The organism is Kribbella sp. VKM Ac-2566, from assembly GCF_004366005.1.
GTDB lineage: Bacteria > Actinomycetota > Actinomycetes > Propionibacteriales > Kribbellaceae > Kribbella > Kribbella pratensis.
Map to the genome: position 1 here is coordinate 856,791 of NZ_SODT01000011.1, position 16,658 is coordinate 873,448.

Consider the following 16,658-nt stretch of genomic DNA (forward strand, 5'->3'; position numbering starts at 1 on the left):
CGTATCAACCCGAGAGCGAGCCATGTCCGGTCCCAACACTGATTACGACCCGGTCGAAGTGACGCCGCTGCATGCCGAAGAGGTGGAGCGGACCCGCGACGAGGCGCTGACGGCGTTTACCGAGGCGGCCGATCTGGCTGCCTTGCAGGAGGCCAAGACCGTGCACCTCGGCGACAAGTCGCCGATCGTGCTCGCCAACCGGGAGATCGGCGCCCTGCCGCCGCAGGCCCGCAAGGAGGCCGGTCAGCGGATCGGCGCCGCGCGGAAGGCGATCAACGAGGGGTTCGCGTCCCGGCTCGCGGTGCTCGAGGCCGAGCACGAGGAGCAGATGCTGGCCACCGAGCGGGTTGACGTGACGCTGCCGTGGCACACCCCGCAGCTCGGCGCGCGGCACCCGCTGTCGCTGATCTCCGAGCAGGTCGCGGACGTGTTCACCGCGCTCGGCTGGGATGTCGCGGAGGGCCCCGAGGTCGAGGCCGAGTGGCTGAACTTCGACGCCCTGAACTTCCAGCCCGACCACCCGGCGCGGCAGATGCAAGACACCTTCTTCGTCGAGCCGGCCGGCTCCGGCAAGGTCCTGCGGACTCACACGTCGCCGGTGCAGGCGCGGTCGATGCTGTCCCGGAAGCCGCCGATCTACGTGATCTGCCCGGGTCGCGTGTTCCGCACCGACGAGCTGGACGCGACGCACACGCCGGTCTTCTACCAGGTCGAGGGCCTGGTGGTGGACGAAGGCATCACGCTCGCGCACCTGAAGGGCACGCTCGACCACTTCGTCGTCTCGATGTTCGGTGAAGGTCTGGAGGCGCGGCTGCGGCCGAACTTCTTCCCGTTCACCGAGCCGTCGGCCGAGGTGGACCTGAAGTGTTTCGTCTGCCGCGGCGCCTCCGTCGGCAACCCGGACCGGCCGTGCCGGACCTGTGGCAGCGAGGGCTGGATCGAGTGGGGCGGCTGCGGCGTCGTGAACCCGCGGGTCCTGCAGGCCAACGGTATCGACACCGACCGGTACTCCGGTTTCGCCTTCGGCATGGGCCTGGAGCGGACGCTGATGTTCCGCAACGGTGTCGAGGACATGCGGGACATGGTCGAGGGTGACGTGCGGTTCAGCCGCCAGTTCGGGATGGAGATCTGATGCGGGTCCCACTGTCATGGCTTCGTGAGTACGTCGACCTGGCGGCTGACGTCACCGGCCGCCAGGTCGCGGAGCAGCTGATCCGGGCCGGACTCGAGGTGGAGACCGTCGAGGAGTCCGATCTGACCGGCCCGCTCGTGGTCGGCAAGGTTCTCACGTACGAGAACGAGCCGCAGAAGAACGGCAAGACGATCCGCTGGTGCTCGCTCGACATCGGCAAGGACGAGCCGCAGTGGGTCGTCTGCGGTGCGCACAACTTCGAGGTCGGTGATCTCGTGGTCGTCGTGCTGCCGGGTGCGGTGCTGCCGGGCGGGTTCGCGATCTCGGCGCGGAAGACCTACGGGCACGTGTCGAACGGCATGATCTGCTCGAGCGCCGAGCTCGGTCTCGGTGACGACGGCACGCACGGCATCGTCGTGCTGGAGCCGGGCGAGGCCACACCGGGCGACGACGCGATCGAGTTGCTGGCGCTGCGGGACGACGTACTGGACATCGCGGTGACGCCGGATCGTGGGTACTGCCTGTCGATCCGTGGTGTCGCGCGCGAGGCGGCGACGGCGTACGGCGTATCGCTGAAGGACCCGGCTGACCTGACTCTCACCGGCTCCGGGGAGAACGGCTACCCGGTGCGGGTCGACGACGCCAAGGCATGCAGTGTGTTCGTCACGCGGACCGTGACCGGGATCGACGCGACGGCGTTGTCGCCGCGGTGGATGCAGAAGCGGCTGCTCGCGGCCGGGATGCGGCCGATCTCGATCGGGGTCGACGTCGCGAACTACGTGATGCTCGAGCTCGGTCAGCCGATCCACACCTACGACAAGGCGCGGCTGTCGGGCGAGATCGTCGTACGGCGGGCGAACGCCGGCGAGAAGCTGATGACGCTGGACGACCAGACGCGTGAGCTGGACGCCGAGGACCTGCTGATCACCGACGACTCCGGTCCGATCGGTGTCGCCGGTGTGATGGGCGGTGCGTCGACGGAGATCTCCGACGCCACCACGGACGTGGTGATCGAGGCCGCGCACTTCGACCCGATCGTGATCGCGCGGGCGTCGCGCCGGCACAAGCTCTCGTCGGAGGCGTCGCGCCGGTTCGAGCGCGAGGTCGACCCGAACCTGCCGCGGTACGCCGCCCAGCGCGTCGCGGACCTGCTGGCCGAATACGCGGGCGGCACGATCCTCCCGGACGAGACCGTCGTCGACACCCACCCGAAGCCGGCCCCCGTCACGATCCGCGCCGACCATGCAGCTCGCGTGGCGGGTGCTGTGATCACGCTCGACGAGACGGTTCGGCACCTGGCTTCGGTGGGCTGCACGATCGAGGCTGCGGCGGCGGATGCGGTCGCGGCGCCGTTGGCCGCGGGTGCGCACGCTCCCGTGTTGGCCGAGGTCGGCGTCACCACCGTCGGGTCCACCCACGTCGAGGGTGACGATCTGTTGACGGTGACTCCGCCGTCGTGGCGGCCGGACCTGCGGGACCCCAACGACTTCGCCGAAGAAGTCATCCGGTTGTTCGGGTTCGACAACGTGCCGTCGGTCCTGCCGGCCGCGCCGGGTGGGCAGGGGCTGACGGTTTCGCAGCGCCGGCGTCGCCGGGTGGCGACCGCGCTCGTCGGGGCGGGCCTGACCGAGGTGGTGTCGTACCCGTTCACGGGTGCCGCCGACTTCGACGCGATGGGCCTCCCGGCCGACGACGTCCGCCGTACGACGGTCAAGCTCGTCAACCCGATCTCCGACGAAGAGCCGTCGATGCAGACGACCCTGCTCGCGACCCTGCTCCGGACCGCCGAGCGCAATGTCGGCCGTGGCGCGAACGACCTGGCGATCTTCCAGACCGGCCTGGTGTTCCTGCCGAAGGCGGAGACGAAGGCCGCGCCGCTCCCGTCGGTCGCGCACCGTCCGAGCGACGCCGAGGTCCAGTCGCTGTACGACGCACTCCCGGATCAGCCGCTGCACGTCGGTGTGGTGCTGACCGGTGCGCTGGCCCCGACCGGATGGTGGGGCAAGGGCCGCCCGGCCGGATGGGCCGACGCGGTGCAGATCGCGCGGCTGATCGCGTCGGTGGTCGGGGTCGAGCCGATCGTGAAGAACGTGGAGCTCGCGCCGTGGCACCCGGGGCGGTGTGCGGAGTTCTCGGTCGGAGGCCCAGACGGCATGGTGGTCGGTCACGCGGGTGAGCTGCATCCGAAGGTGTGTCAGGCGTTCGGCCTGCCGGCTCGGTCGAGTGCGGTCGAGCTGGATCTCGATGCGTTGATCGCGGCGGGTCCGGAGTCAATCGCGGCCCAGCCGTTCTCGTCGTACCCGGTGGCCAAGGAGGACGTGGCGTTGATCGTCCCGGCCGAGGTCGCGGCGGCCGACGTACAGGCGGCGCTGACCGAAGGCGCGGGTGAACTGCTGGAGTCGGTCCGGCTGTTCGACGTGTACACCGGTGAGCAGATCGGCGAGGGCAAGAAGTCGCTCGCGTTCGCGCTGCGGTTCCGGGCGCCGGACCGGACGCTGAAGGAGAACGAGGTCGCCGACGCCCGCCAGGCGGCCGTCCAGGTAACCGTCGACCGCTTCGGCGCCGTCCAACGGGTCGGCTGAGAACCATGAGCCGGGGCGCCGCGGCGCGCTCAGCCGCCGGGTCGAGGGAAATGTGCGGGGCCTCGGCCAGCGGATCGGGCCGGTGCCGGCGATGAGCGGCAGTCACCCGCGGGTCGCGGTGGCCGCGCCGAACACCGCCGCGGCCGAGGCCGGTGTGCGCGTTGCCGCGGAGGGCGGCAACGCGGTGGATGCTGCGATTGCCGCCACGCTCGTCACGATGGTGAACGAGATCGGAGTGGTGTCGCCGGCCTCAGGTGGGTTTGTCACGTTGCAGGTCGCGGGTGGTGACGCGGTCACCATCGACGGCTGGGTGGAGATGCCCGGCCGCGGCCTGCCGACGGATCGATTCGGGCGCGGCGTCTGGGACATCACCACCGACTACGGCGGCGGTACGACGACCACCGTCGGCCACGGCTCCGTCGCCACGCCCGGCGGGATGAAGGCCCTCGACCTGGCCCACCGCCGCTCCGGCAAGGCACCGTGGCACGAGGTCGTGCAGCCCGCGATCGACGTCGCCCGCAACGGCTTCCCGCTGAGCCGGACCTCGGGCTACTACCTCGGTTTCACCCACGAGATCATCTTCGGCTGGCACCAGCCGAGCCACGGGGTCGTGCACGACGGCGACGGCGAGGTGATCAAGGCCGGCAGCATCGTCGTGATCCCGGAGCTCGCCGAAGCCCTCGAACTCGTCGCCCGCGACGGCGCCGAGACGATGTACACGGGCCAGCTCGCCGAGCTCCTGATCCACGACATGGCCTCGAACGAAGGCATCCTCACCGCGGAAGACCTGGCCGCGTACGAGGCCGTCGTACGCCCGGCCCTCGTCGTCAACCAGAACGGCTGGCGCCTCGCCACCAACCCACCGCCCGCGGTCGGGGGAGTGGCCGTCGCCGCGATGCTCGCGTTGCTCGACGGCGTACCGTCCGACGGCAGCTGGAGCCAGTCCGAGCTGGAACGGCTGATCGACGTCCAGTACGCCGTACTCGGCCAGCGGCTCGCCGAGCTGGACAGGGAGGACGTGCGCAAGCTGGAGGGCCAGAAGGTGCTCGACCTCGCCGCGGCCGGCGACCTCCGCGCGTTGAGCTCACCGAGTACGGCGACGGTCTCGGTCGTCGACGACGAGGGTGACGCATGCGCGATCACGGTCTCGTCCGGCTACGGGTCCGGCGTACTCACACCTGGCACCGGGATCTGGCTCAACAACGCGCTCGGCGAGCAGGAGCTCCTGCACGGCGGCCCGCACAGCCTCGCGCCCGGCACCCGGCTCACCTCGAACATGGCGCCGAGCGTCGCCCGCCGCGACAGCGACGGCGCCGTACTCGCGATCAGTTCACCCGGGTCGGACCGCATCCCGACCGCGCTCGCGCAGGTGTATGCGCTCTACACCCACGGCGGCCTGCGGCTCCGCGAGGCCGTCGAGCATCCACGGCTGCACGTTCGGGTCCGCGAGGACGTGGTCGTCGACTACGAGGACGACCTGCCGGTCTCCGGGTCGACCGCGTTGCCGACCCGCCCGATGCCGCCGCACTCGATGTACTTCGGCGGCGTCGCGGCCGCGCTCTGGGACCCGTCCGACGGCCTGCTCGCCGTCGGCGACCCGCGCCGAACCGGTGCGGTGGCCATCTCTCCCTGATCGAGCTGATCGAGACTAGTAAGGTCAGGCCACCAGGATCCGAAAGGCAGTCGATGCGGGACACCCACCCCGAGCTCTCCGTCGTCGTACCGATGTACGACGAGGAAGAGGTGCTGCCGATCTTCTTCGAGCGGATGCATCCACTGCTCGACGGCCTGGGGATCAGCTACGAACTGCTGGTCGTCGACGACGGCAGCCGGGACCGGACCGCGGCGCTGCTCCTCGACGCGGCCAAGGACTGGCCCCAGCTCCGGGTCGTCCGCCTGCTCCGCAACAGCGGGCACCAGGCCGCGCAGTCGGCCGGCTTCCGCCGCGCCCGCGGGCAGTACGTCGTCACGATCGACGCCGACCTCCAGGATCCGCCCGAGGTGATCGCGGAGTTCCTGCAGGCCGTCCGTGAGCAGGATGTCGATGTCGTGTACGGCGTACGCTCCGACCGCTCGAGCGACTCCTGGGCGAAACGTACGTCGGCGCGGCTGTACTACCGGTTGATGTGCCGCCTGGTCGGTAAGGACATCCCGTTCGACGCGGCCGACTTCCGGCTGGTGACCCGCCGGGTGGTGGACGCGGTGAACGCGCTCCCCGACGACGGCCGGGTGTTCCGTCTGGTGATCCCGTGGCTCGGCTTCCCGAGCGCCGAGGTCAAGTACGTCCGGGCGGAGCGGGCCGCCGGTACGACGAAGTACAGCGTCTCCAAGATGGTCCGGCTCGCGTTCGACAGCGTGACCGCGTTCTCGGCCGCCCCGCTGCGGCTGGCGACCTGGCTGGGGTTGCTCGGTGGCGCGATGTCCGGGCTGTTCGTGGTCGGCGCCCTGGTGATCAAGCTGACCGGACGAAGCATCCCCGGTTGGACGTCGACGGTCCTCGCGGTCAGCGTGATCGGCGCGATCCAGCTGTTGTGCCTCGGCCTGCTGGGTGAGTACGTCGCCCGCTTGTTCCAGTCGAGCCAGCGCAGACCGCAGTTCCTCGTTGGCTACGACAGCCTCACGGACCACGGGCATCAGGAGCCCGTTCACCAGAGCACTCAGACCAAGAGATGAAACGGGCTGCCCCGTGGCTGCTGCCGATCCTGGTGGCGGTCGGTGGGTTCATATCGCTCGGCGACGTCGGTATCGGTCCGCTCGTCAAGTACGCCGCTTACTTCGCCGGAGCGATCGCGCTGCCCGGCACGTTGCTGCTGAGGGCCGCGTGGCGCAGTACCGGCAACTGGGCTGAGGATCTCGGACTCGGGTCGGTCGTCGGGGCGACGTGGCAGTTGATCGGCTGGGCGATCTTCACCGCGCTCGGTTGGCAGCGCTGGTTGATCGTGTGGCCGGCGCTCGTCCTGATCGGTTTCGCTCTCGTCGGGCGGCAGCACTTCCGGATCGCCGAGCCCAGACCGCTACCGGTTGCGTGGACGGTCGGGTTGGCGGTGTCCGCGGCGGTGATGGTCGGCGCAGCCACCTTCGGCGTGATGGCGTACCACCCGATGCCGCCGTACGGCGAGGCCTACTACCCCGACCTCCTGTACCACCTGTCGATGGTGCAGGAGCTGACCCGCACCGTGCCGCCCGAGATTCCGCAGGTCGTCAACGAGCGGCTCGAGTACCACTGGTTCGCGAACGCCGACATGGCCGCGGCGGTCGACGTCACGCGACTCACACCAATGGTCGTACTGTTCCGGCTCTGGGTCCTGCCGTGGCTGGTCGTTTCGCTGCTCGTCTGCGCCACACTCGCCCGCGTCGTCAGCCGTACCTGGTGGACCGGCGTACTCGCAGCACTCGCGCTAGCTGCACCACAGCTGTTCCTCCTCGTCGACACGAGCGTCAACCTCGCACCACCAGTGAGCCTGCTCAGCCCGTCGCAGACGTTCGGCATGGTCGCCGCCGTCACTGCGGCCACCCTCCTGATCGACCTCCTCTTCCGAAGAACAGACCCCTTTGGACGTAAGGAGTTGTGGGGCGGGGTTGTGGCGGTGGTCGTGGCGGGGGTTGGGGGTGGGGCCAAGCCGACCGTCTTGCCGTTGCTCGTCGGAGCGATGGGCCTTGCGGCGTTGTACCTACTCGTGACGGCACGGCGCGTGCCGTGGCTCTTGGTCGGTACGACGGCGGTGCTGCTCGTCGTCGGGGCGATCACCTTCCTGACCGTGGCCGGCAGTACCAGTGGGTCGCGGCTGCAGTTCCTCGCCGTACTGAAGTCGCTGCCCGTCTACACCGCGGCCACTGGCGACAAGACGCAGCCGGGAGACGGCGGGCTGATCCTGCCGGCGCTGGCGCACGGCGAGGTGATCGGAACGCTCAGCCTGCTGCTCGGACTGCTGCTGACTCTGCAGGCGATGTCCTGGGCCGGATTCGGCGTCGTCGGCCGGAAGGACCCGGTCGCGTGGTTCCTGCTCGGCGCGATGGTCGCGGGGTGGGCGGGCTACCTGCTGATCGACCACCCGTCGGTGAGCGAGTCGTACTTCATCTACACCGCGGCGCCGTTCAGTCTGGCCGGAGCCGGCTGGTTCGCAGCAACCAGTGCGCGTGCCTCCGGTCGCCCGGTCCCGATCGCAATCGCTGCCTTCGTCCTGTCGATCGGGTACGCCGGTCTGATCGTCTGGGCTCGTGGTGTGCCGGCAGCCTCGACCGGTCGGCAGCTGTGGTTGAGCACGCGGATGTTGCTCGTGGTCCTCGGCATCACGCTCTTCCTCCTGCTCGTGTGGCGTCTGACGTTGCGACAAGCCGGTGGCGGCATGTTCGTCGTACTGGTGCTGCTCTCGACTGCGCCGATCAGTTCCTTCCTGCAGAGCGCCATACGCGGTGACACCGAGAAAGCGCCGACGTACCGGGCCGCGCGGTGGTGGGTGTACCCGGACGAGGCCGAAGCCGCGCTCTGGCTCGGGCAGCACTCCGCGCCGACCGATGTGGTGGCGACGAACACCTGGTGCCGCCCGGCGGGCCCGCTCGCGCCAGGATGTGACGCCCGCGGGTACCTGGTCAGTGGGATCGCCGGACGCCGCACGCTGCTCGAGGGTTGGGCGTACACGAACCAGGCGATGGCCAAGCAAGGCGACGGCGGCCGCCGCTACACCGAGCAGCCGTCACCGTGGCCGGACCGCGTCGCCCTCACCAACCAGGCCCTCACCTCACCAACCGCCGAGGTGCTGCGAAGGCTGCGCGACGAGTACGGCGTTCGCTGGCTGTACGCCGACACACGCAACGGACCCGTGGCACCGGCGCTCGACCAGCTCGCCGTACGCCGACACAGCGTCGGCAAGGTCCGGATCTACGACCTCGGAGAGTGATTGTCCCGTAACATCGGGTCCGCGCAGACCGTTAACGTCTACGCAGGCCCGCCCGCCACGCGGCCGCAGCAATGCACCTGAATTGCTCGGGAGGGCGGGACACATGCGGGCAACCCGACCGGGGGCCATTCTTCTTGCCACCGGCCTCTTGAGCCTGGGGACCGTCACCGCGACCGCGTATCAGCTGCCGACGTCGCCCTTCACGGAAGCGACCACGGAAATGCCCGGCTCAGGGCTGCGGCAGACGATCGCCGCAAGCGGGCTGACCGAGCTCGGCGACCCAACGACGGCCGGCTTCCGCACCGCCGGACCGACCACCTATCAGCCTTCGATCGGCAAGGACGCTCCGGCGCAGGACGTGGTGGTGAACACCGGCGACTGCGCATCCACCGGCGGTTGCGGCGACCGCGGCACGGTGACGATCGCGTTCTCCCAGCCCGTCCGCAACCCGGTCCTGCACCTCGGCGGCCTCGGCGGATCCGTCACCCGGACCGTGAACGGCCGGACGACCGCGCAGTCCGAACTGCACTCGGTCCTGAAGCTCACCACCGCCGGCCTCAGCCTCACGAAGCTCGGACAGGGCAACAACCTCACGGTCACCAGCGACACGATCACCGCCACGAACCACGACACCGGCCCGAACTGCGTGAACACCAAGTCCCCGTCCGGCCTCGATACCTCCGCGACCGCTGCCTGCGGATCGGTCCGCGTGAACGGAGTGGTCACCAAGGTCGGCTTCGACGTGTCGGCGCTGTTCACGAAGCATCCGAAACTGCCCGCGCTGAACAACGGGTCCTCCGGCGACGCGTTCTCGATCGTCGCGTCCGTCCCCGAGGATTTCGGCGACGCACCGACGTCGTACGGCGCGGCGTGGTCGGTGCTGAGCGACGTACAGCTCGGCAAGGATGTCACCGAGGACAACTCCGGCGTCGCGAACGGCACGACCGGGCCGGCCACACCGGATCAGGCCGATGACGGTGTCGTTTTGACACCGCTTCGCACCAACCAGACGACGTACACGGCCGATCTGCAGTTGGCCGGTACGTCGAAGGCAGGGCGGGCGTGTGCGTGGATCGACGTCAACGGCAACGGAACCTTCGACTCGGGCGAGCGGGCCTGCGCCCCGTTCGCCGCCAACCAGGCGACCGTCACACTGCGGTGGGCCGAGCTCGCTCCGAAGGCGGGGGCGTCGTACGCGCGGGTGCGGGTCGGGTACACCGATGCGCAGGTCGAGAAGCCGATCGGCGCGTCCGATGCCGGCGAGGTCGAGGACTATCCGTTCACGATCACGCCGCCGCCACCGCCGGTCCTGACCGACGACGCCGCGACGACCGGGTTCAACACGGCGGTCGTCGTTCCGGTGCTCGACAACGACAAGCCGGGCGACCCGAGTACGCCGCTCGCGCCCGCGACCCTCTGCCTCGTCGATGGTGCGAAGTGCGTGCAGATGGTGAACGTCGTCGGCCAGGCGAAGTACGTCGCCAAACCCGACGGCACCGTCCGCGTCGAACCGGTGCCGGGCTTCGTCGGTTCGGCCAAGCCGGTTGTCTATCGCGTTGCCGACAGCAACGGTACGGCCGCCACTGCCAAGCTGACCCTCACCGTCTCCCTCCCGGATCGCCCGGTGGCGACCCCCGATGCGGCGACCACGCCGCAGAACGTCAGCGTGGCCGTCAAGCCGCTTGCCAACGACCACGCGGCCGCGGGCGTGCAGCTCGTGCCCGGTTCCGTCGTACTGCGCGATCCGGCTGATTGCGCGTTCAAGAAGAAGGTCGTGATCGCGGGCGAGGGCGAGTACGTCGTGAAGCCCGACGGCGGCGTCGACTTCGTCCCGAAACCGCAGTTCACCGGCGTCGGTACGTCGATCGGCTACCGCGTCACCGACACCACCCACCAGACCGCCGAGTCCACGCTCGCCGTCACGGTCACGCCGGTGACGCCGATCGCCAACGGTGACTCGGTCTCGACCGCGTTCGACACCGACCTCGTCGTACCCGTGCTGGACAACGACCTTCCAGGCTCACCGGACGCCCCGCTCGTGCCCGCCACGCTGCGGCTCGTCGACCCGGTCAGCAAGAAGCTCGTCGACAAGGTGACGATCGCCCGGCAAGGCACCTACCTGGTCGCGGCCGGCAAGGTGACCTTCCAGCCGCTGCACGGGTTCACCGGCGTGGGTACGCCGGTGGCGTATCAGGTGCTCGACAAGAACGGTACGGCGACGCGCGCCGAGCTGACCGTTTCCGTCGCCGCACCCGGCCCACCGGTCGCGAACCCGGACACGATCACCACGGTGCAGGGCCGCTCCGTCGTCGCCGCGGTCCTCGCGAACGACAAGCCGGGGCCGACGGGTGCCGCGCTCCAGCCGGGCAGCGTGCGCCTGCTGACGTCCACGCAGCCTGTGCTGTCGCTCGTCATCGCAGGCCAAGGCAAGTACTTGGTGAAGTCGGACGGCACGGTGCTGTTCGAGCCGCTGCCGACGTTCAGCGGCACCGCGACCGCGGTCGGCTACCAGGTTGCCGACAGCCACAACGCCATCGGGAAGTCGACGTTGACCGCACGGGTCACCAAGGTGCAGCCCGACGCGTCCGACGACACCACGGGTACGGCGTACGACACGAACGTGAGCGTGCCGGTGCTGGCGAACGACACGGCCGGCGATCCGTCGGTGCCGCTGGTTCCGAGCGCCGTGCGGATGATCGACCCGACCACCAAGCTGCCGACCGCGACCCTCGTGATCCCCGGTCAGGCGACGTACACGACGAAGGCGGACGGGAAGGTCGAGGTCGACCCGCTGCCCAAGTTCACCGGCGCCGCGACGCCGGTCACGTACCGCGTCTCGGACGTGAACGGTACGACGGCCACGGCAACGCTGACCGTCACGGTCGCCAAACCGCCCGCGCCGACGACCACACCCGACACCGCGACCGGCAAGCAGAACCTCCCGCTGCGGGTCACACCGCTCGCCAACGACAAGGCCGGCCTCGGCACATCACTCGATCCGCGCAGCCTCACGCTCGTGGATCCGACAGACGGCTCGTTGAAGAAGGTCGTGAAGATCCCGGGGCAGGCCGACTACCAGGTCAACCCGGACGGCGCGGTCACCGTCGCCCCGCTGCCGGGCTTCACCGGTACGGCGACCAAGGTGACGTACCGGATCGCCGACCTGTTCGGTCAGACCGCGCGGTCGACGATCACGGTTACGATCACGCCGATCACCCCGGTCGCGGCCGACGACACCGCGCGGACGCCGTACGGCAAGAGCGTCACGGTGCAGGTGCTCGCGAACGACAAGCCGGGCGACCCGACGGCGCCGCTGGTGCCGGGCAGTCTGCTGCTCGTCGATCCGGCCGACGGGGTGCTGAAGACAGCGGTGCGGATCCCGAACGAGGGCGTCTACACCGCAGTAGGGGGAGCGGTTCGCGCAGACCCATCGGCGACGTTCCGCGGTCCTGGTACGCCGGTGACGTACCAGGTTGCTGATTCCAACGGGACGACGACGAGCGCCCGGTTGACCGTCGTCGTCGGCCAGCCGCCGGTCGCGTTCGTCGACAACGCCTCGACGCTGCAGAACGTGACGGTGACCGTGAACGTGCTGTCCAACGACCGGCCGGGCACCGACGCTCAGCTCGAGAAGGGCTCCGTCGGGTTGAACGGGTCCGCCAAGAAGGTGACGATTCCTCGTGAGGGCACCTATGTGGTACTGCCGAGTGGGTCGATCGAGTTCGATCCTCTACCCGTTTTCCGGGGCAAGGCAAGTCCGGTGCAGTACCGGGTCGCGGACTCGGACGGCAATGTCGCGACCTCGACGTTGAGCATGACCGTGACACCGGTCAACCCGGTCGCGGTCGACGACTCGGCGATCACGCCGTACGGGCATGTGATCGCGGTGAACGTGCCGGCGAACGACAAGCCCGGCGACGCGTCGGCGCCGCTGAAGCCGGCAAGCGTGGTGCTGAAGGACGCCGCCGGTCAGTACGGCAAGACGATGTCGCGGGCCGGTGAGGGAACGTACGCGGTTGATGCTTACGGCGCGGTCAAGTTCACGCCGGCCAAGGGGTTCCAGGGCGTCACGACGCCGACGACGTACCGGATCGCCGACGCCAACGGGACGACCGCGGAAGGTCTGCTGCTGTTGACGGTCGGCAAGGGACCGAAGGCGGTCGCGGATCCGGTCGGCACCAAGCAGAACGTGACGGTCACCGTCGATCCGCTGGCGAACGACGAGCCCGGGACGGGCGCGGAATTCGATCCGGCGTCGCTCCAGGTGTACGGCGGGACGTGGGGACAGCGGGCGGTCGTCGCGGGGCAGGGCGTGTTCATCGTGAAGGCCGGGAAGATCACGTTCGACCCGGAGCCGGCATTCCGCGGGGTCGTGTCGGTCGCGTACCGGGTCAGTGACACGACCGGGAACAAGGCGAGCGCCTCTGTCACGGCGACGGTCGCGCCGGTCGTTCCGGTGATCAAGGACGACGTCGCGACCACGCCGTACGAGGCCGCGATCACGGTCGCCGTACTGATGAACGACAAGCCTGGCGATGTGAGCGCGCCCCTCGTCGCAGGCGGCGTACGGCTGATCGACCCGGTGAACGGCGATCCGCTAGCAGTGCTAGCCGTGCCGGGAGAGGGGACGTTCACGGTGCAACCGTCCGGTGCCATCCGGTTCGCACCGGTGGCCGGGTTCGTGGGGGTCGCCGTCCCGGTCGGGTATCAGGTTGCCGACCGCAACGGCACGATCGCCTCCGGTTCGCTGACGATCACGGTGCAGGCGCATCCGGTCGCCGTACCGGACGAGGCGCGGACCAAGCAGCACGTCGCGGTGACGATCGACCCGCTCGCCAACGACAAGCCAGGTCCGGCCGCGACCCTCGACCCGGCATCGGTGCTGCTCCTCGGAGCGGGTGGCGCCCTGGTCAACCGGGTCACTATCGCTGGGCAGGGCACGTACGTCGTTGACGACGGCAAGGTCACGTTCACCCCGGAAGCGAAGTTCACAGGCACCGCGCGACCGGCGGCCTACAACGTGAAGGACAGCAACCAGAACTCCGCCCGGGCGACCATCACGGTGACGGTCGTGCCGGTGCGGCCGGTTGTCATGGACGACAGTGCGGAGACCGCCTTCGGTACGGCGGTCGACGTCAACGTGCTCGCCAACGACAAGCCCGGTGACCCGTCGGCGCCGCTCCGCCCGAGTTCCGTCGTACTGCGCGATCCGGCCGACGGCACGGAGAAGAAGTCCGTGACCGTGCCGCACGAAGGCACGTTCGTGGTCGGCGATGGGGTCAGGTTCACGCCGGTGAAGGGCTTCGTCGGTACGACGCATGCGCTGGCCTACCGCGCCACCGACGCGAACGGTACGTCGGACACCGCGCTCCTCGACGTCACGGTGGCGGGACCGTTGCTCGCGAAGGCCGCACCCGACACGGCAACCGGTACGCCGGGCAACCCGGTCGCGGTGAACCCGTTGCTCAACGACAGTGGCACGATCAAGCCGAGCTCCGTCTGCCTGCGTACGCCGGACGGCACGTGTGCGAAGAGCGTCACGAACGGCGCGGGCACCTGGTCGGTCGGCACGGACGGCACCGTCACCCTCAAGCCGGTCGCCGCCTTCACCGGGACCGCGAAGGTCACCTACGAGCGGACCGACGAAACCGGCGAGACGGTCACCGCACCGGTCAAGTTCACCGTCGGCGCCGAGCCCACGGACACTCCCCGCACCCTCAACCGCGCCGAACTTCCCGAGACCGGCGGACCGCCACCCATCATCCTCACCCTCGGCACCCTCGTCGCCGCCCTTGGTGCCACCCTGGTCGTTCTTGCTCGGACGCGGAGGTAGATGCTGCGGACCTGCAGCACTCATCAACCGGCCCGCTTGAGCGGGTCTCGCGCTCAACCCGACGTCCCGACCGACCTCCAGGCGCGGTTGATGAGTGGCACACGTCCGCTCGAACGGCTATAGATCCAGCACCATCATGATTTCGTCGCGGTAGTCGTCGGGGGCCACGCGGACTGCGCGTGGGTGGGCGCCGACGACGCGGTAGCCGAGGGGGCCGTAGAACTTCTCCAGGCCGAGGCCGCTGCGGACGGTGAGCTGCAGTTGCTCGAGGCCCAGGTCGACGGCGGAGCCGCGCAGACCTTCCATCAGGATCCGGCCGGCACCGGTGCCCTGGCACTCCGGGTGAACCATCACCCGCAGCACCGTCCGCCAGTGCGCCTGCAGCCCGCTGCCGCGGCTCACCAGCATGCCCATCCCGACGTACCGCTCTCCGTTGTGCAGCACGCCGAGCAGGTCCACCCCGGCCGCGACCCGGCCGAGGGCGCCGTCGAGGTTCTCCGCGATCTGCTCGACCGGCGCCGGCGCGGTGTACCCGACCGCGCCGCCCGCGTTCGTCGCCGCGACCCAGGTGTCCAGCAGATCCGCCCGCAACCCCGGAGCGAGCGCCTCCTCCGGTTCCGTCACCAGGTATTTCACCGCACCTCCATCTGCGACTGAGTTGCAGATAGCTTACGACTCCAGCGACTGCCGGTCCGGCACGGTACCCAGCTTGTCGGGGTTGCGGATCAGGTACAGCTCGGTGATTCGGCCGTCCGTGCTCTTCATGAACGTGACCGTGTCGGGCTCGTCGTTGTAGTACGCGACGTAGGCCAGCTCGTCGTTCAGCGACGCCATCCGGATCTCGAACCCCGGGTTGTCCGCGAGGACCGCGAACAGCCAGCGGGCGATCTTTTCCGCGCCGTGGATCGGCCGGAGGGCGGCCCTCTTCTTCCCGCCGCCGTCGCTGATCAGTACGGCATCCGGCGCGAGCAGCGCGACCACTTGGTCGAAGTCGCCGGACCCGGCCGCCTGCATGAACCGCATCGTCAGCTCGTCGTGGCGCGCCTTGTCGACGTGATGCCGCGGCTGCCGCGCCTGCACATGCTCGCGGGCCCGATGCGCGAGCTGCCGTACGGCGGCCTCGGACCGGCCGAGGGTGTCCGCGATCTCGTCGTACGGCAGATCGAAGACCTCGCGGAGGACGAACGTGGCGCGTTCGAGCGGCGAAAGGGTCTCGAGTACGACGAGCATCGCCATGCTGACCGAGTCCGCGAGCTCGACCGCGGCCGCTGGGTCGTCGTCGGTCGCCAGCGGTTCCGGCAGCCACGGGCCGACGTACTGCTCGCGCCGGGACTTCTGCTCGCGCAACCGGTTCAGCGCCAGACGCGTGGTGATGCGGATCAGGTACGCCCGCGGGTCGCGGATGTCGTCGTGATCGATCGCGGCCCAGCGCAACCACGCCTCCTGGACCACGTCCTCGGCGTCGCTCACACTGCCGACCACGCGGTACGCCGCCCCGACCAGGACGGACCGGTGCTCGGCGAACTCGCGGGCCAGTTCCTCCTCGGTCACTGAACCGGCCTCAATTCGCAGAACTCCTTGTAGCCCTGGCTGGTCAGTCCGAGGGCGGCGTTGATCCGTGAGCGGTAGTTCTCCAGCGCCGCGATCGCGGTCAGCTCGACCAGCTGCTCCTCGCTCAGGTCCTGCCGCAGCCGCTCGACCTGCTCGTCGGTGACCTCCGGCGGAGTGGCCGTCATCGCTTCGGTGTAGTCCATCACCGCGCGCTCCAGATCCGTGTAGACCTCGCTGTCCCGCCACTTTGGCACATCGTGCAGCTTCGCCGGGTCAATCCCCTGGTGGTGGAACTCCCAATATCCGAAGTCCATGCACCAGCTGCACCCGATCCGCGCCGACGTCACCATCACCGCGAGCGCCTTGAGCTCCGGGTCCAGCGCCTTCCACCGCTCCGCGGTCGCCTCCAGCAAGGTCGTCGACAGCAGCACCCGCCGGTTGTGCAGCGCGACCTTCACCGGATCCGGCACCTTCCGGAACTTCCGCCGGCTGCCCCATTCCACCAGCCGCACCACCAACGACCGCCGATGCTCCATACCGACCCGCGCCATCCCAACCTCCAAGATTCGTTCGTCACCCCGAGGACACGCCCCGCCCCCGCCGTGTGACATGACCCCGCTCACACCGCCAACCTCAACTTTGAGAACCCACCAACCATGAAA

The 16,658-nt window shown here is 69.4% G+C and carries 9 protein-coding genes; 6 read left to right on the forward strand and 3 right to left on the reverse strand.

The window, feature by feature from the left end; genetic code table 11:
• Positions 1 to 22: 22 nt before the first annotated feature.
• The 6 genes from pheS to EV647_RS26965 all read left to right on the forward strand — a co-directional run bounded on the left by pheS (position 23) and on the right by EV647_RS26965 (position 14,445).
• Positions 23 to 1,132: a phenylalanine--tRNA ligase subunit alpha gene (gene pheS, locus EV647_RS26940; RefSeq protein ID WP_134007491.1), complete on the forward strand. Its 1,110-nt coding sequence runs from the start codon at positions 23 to 25 to the stop codon at positions 1,130 to 1,132.
• Positions 1,132 to 3,714: a phenylalanine--tRNA ligase subunit beta gene (gene pheT / locus EV647_RS26945; RefSeq protein WP_134007493.1), complete on the forward strand. Its 2,583-nt coding sequence runs from the start codon at positions 1,132 to 1,134 to the stop codon at positions 3,712 to 3,714. Before pheS ends, pheT begins: the two co-directional genes overlap by 1 nt.
• Positions 3,715 to 3,805: 91 nt before the next feature.
• Positions 3,806 to 5,347 carry a gamma-glutamyltransferase gene (locus EV647_RS26950; RefSeq protein ID WP_134007495.1) on the forward strand — a complete coding sequence of 514 codons (1,542 nt, stop codon included), beginning with the start codon at positions 3,806 to 3,808 and terminating at the stop codon, positions 5,345 to 5,347.
• Between the two features lie 53 nt (positions 5,348 to 5,400).
• The gene (locus tag EV647_RS26955) at positions 5,401 to 6,387 is read left to right on the forward strand and encodes a glycosyltransferase family 2 protein (RefSeq protein ID WP_134007497.1); all 987 of its coding nucleotides are present in this window, start codon (positions 5,401 to 5,403) and stop codon (positions 6,385 to 6,387) included.
• Positions 6,384 to 8,612 carry a hypothetical protein gene (locus EV647_RS26960; RefSeq protein ID WP_134007499.1) on the forward strand — a complete coding sequence of 743 codons (2,229 nt, stop codon included), beginning with the start codon at positions 6,384 to 6,386 and terminating at the stop codon, positions 8,610 to 8,612. Before EV647_RS26955 ends, EV647_RS26960 begins: the two co-directional genes overlap by 4 nt.
• Positions 8,613 to 8,715: 103 nt before the next feature.
• Positions 8,716 to 14,445 (forward strand): Ig-like domain-containing protein, encoded by a 5,730-nt coding sequence (locus tag EV647_RS26965; RefSeq protein WP_134007501.1) that lies wholly within the window; start codon positions 8,716 to 8,718, stop codon positions 14,443 to 14,445.
• A 117-nt stretch (positions 14,446 to 14,562) separates the two neighbouring features.
• On the opposite strand, the gene EV647_RS26970 is transcribed toward EV647_RS26965, so the two are convergent.
• From EV647_RS26970 to EV647_RS26980, 3 genes are read right to left on the reverse strand one after another with little or no spacing between them, the layout of a single operon-like run.
• A complete protein-coding gene (locus EV647_RS26970; protein WP_134007503.1) occupies positions 14,563 to 15,081 on the reverse strand; it encodes a GNAT family N-acetyltransferase in 519 nt (172 codons plus the stop codon).
• A gap of 33 nt (positions 15,082 to 15,114) precedes the next feature.
• Entirely contained in the window at positions 15,115 to 15,996 is an 882-nt protein-coding gene (locus tag EV647_RS26975; protein ID WP_134007505.1) for an RNA polymerase sigma-70 factor, read from the reverse strand.
• Positions 15,993 to 16,547: a carboxymuconolactone decarboxylase family protein gene (locus tag EV647_RS26980; protein ID WP_134007507.1), complete on the reverse strand. Its 555-nt coding sequence runs from the start codon at positions 16,545 to 16,547 to the stop codon at positions 15,993 to 15,995. The genes EV647_RS26975 and EV647_RS26980 overlap by 4 nt, the downstream gene beginning before the upstream one ends.
• Positions 16,548 to 16,658 lie beyond the last annotated feature (111 nt).

Excerpts from the sequence above, each read along its gene's own strand:
- pheT (WP_134007493.1), top strand. The coding sequence starts at position 1,132 with ATGCGGGTCCCACTGTCATGGCTTCGTGAGTACGTCGACCTGGCGGCT.
- pheS (WP_134007491.1), top strand. The coding sequence starts at position 23 with ATGTCCGGTCCCAACACTGATTACGACCCGGTCGAAGTGACGCCGCTG.
- EV647_RS26960 (WP_134007499.1), top strand. The coding sequence starts at position 6,384 with ATGAAACGGGCTGCCCCGTGGCTGCTGCCGATCCTGGTGGCGGTCGGT.
- EV647_RS26980 (WP_134007507.1), bottom strand. The coding sequence starts at position 16,547 with ATGGCGCGGGTCGGTATGGAGCATCGGCGGTCGTTGGTGGTGCGGCTG.
- EV647_RS26955 (WP_134007497.1), top strand. The coding sequence starts at position 5,401 with ATGCGGGACACCCACCCCGAGCTCTCCGTCGTCGTACCGATGTACGAC.
- EV647_RS26950 (WP_134007495.1), top strand. The coding sequence starts at position 3,806 with ATGAGCGGCAGTCACCCGCGGGTCGCGGTGGCCGCGCCGAACACCGCC.
- EV647_RS26965 (WP_134007501.1), top strand. The coding sequence starts at position 8,716 with ATGCGGGCAACCCGACCGGGGGCCATTCTTCTTGCCACCGGCCTCTTG.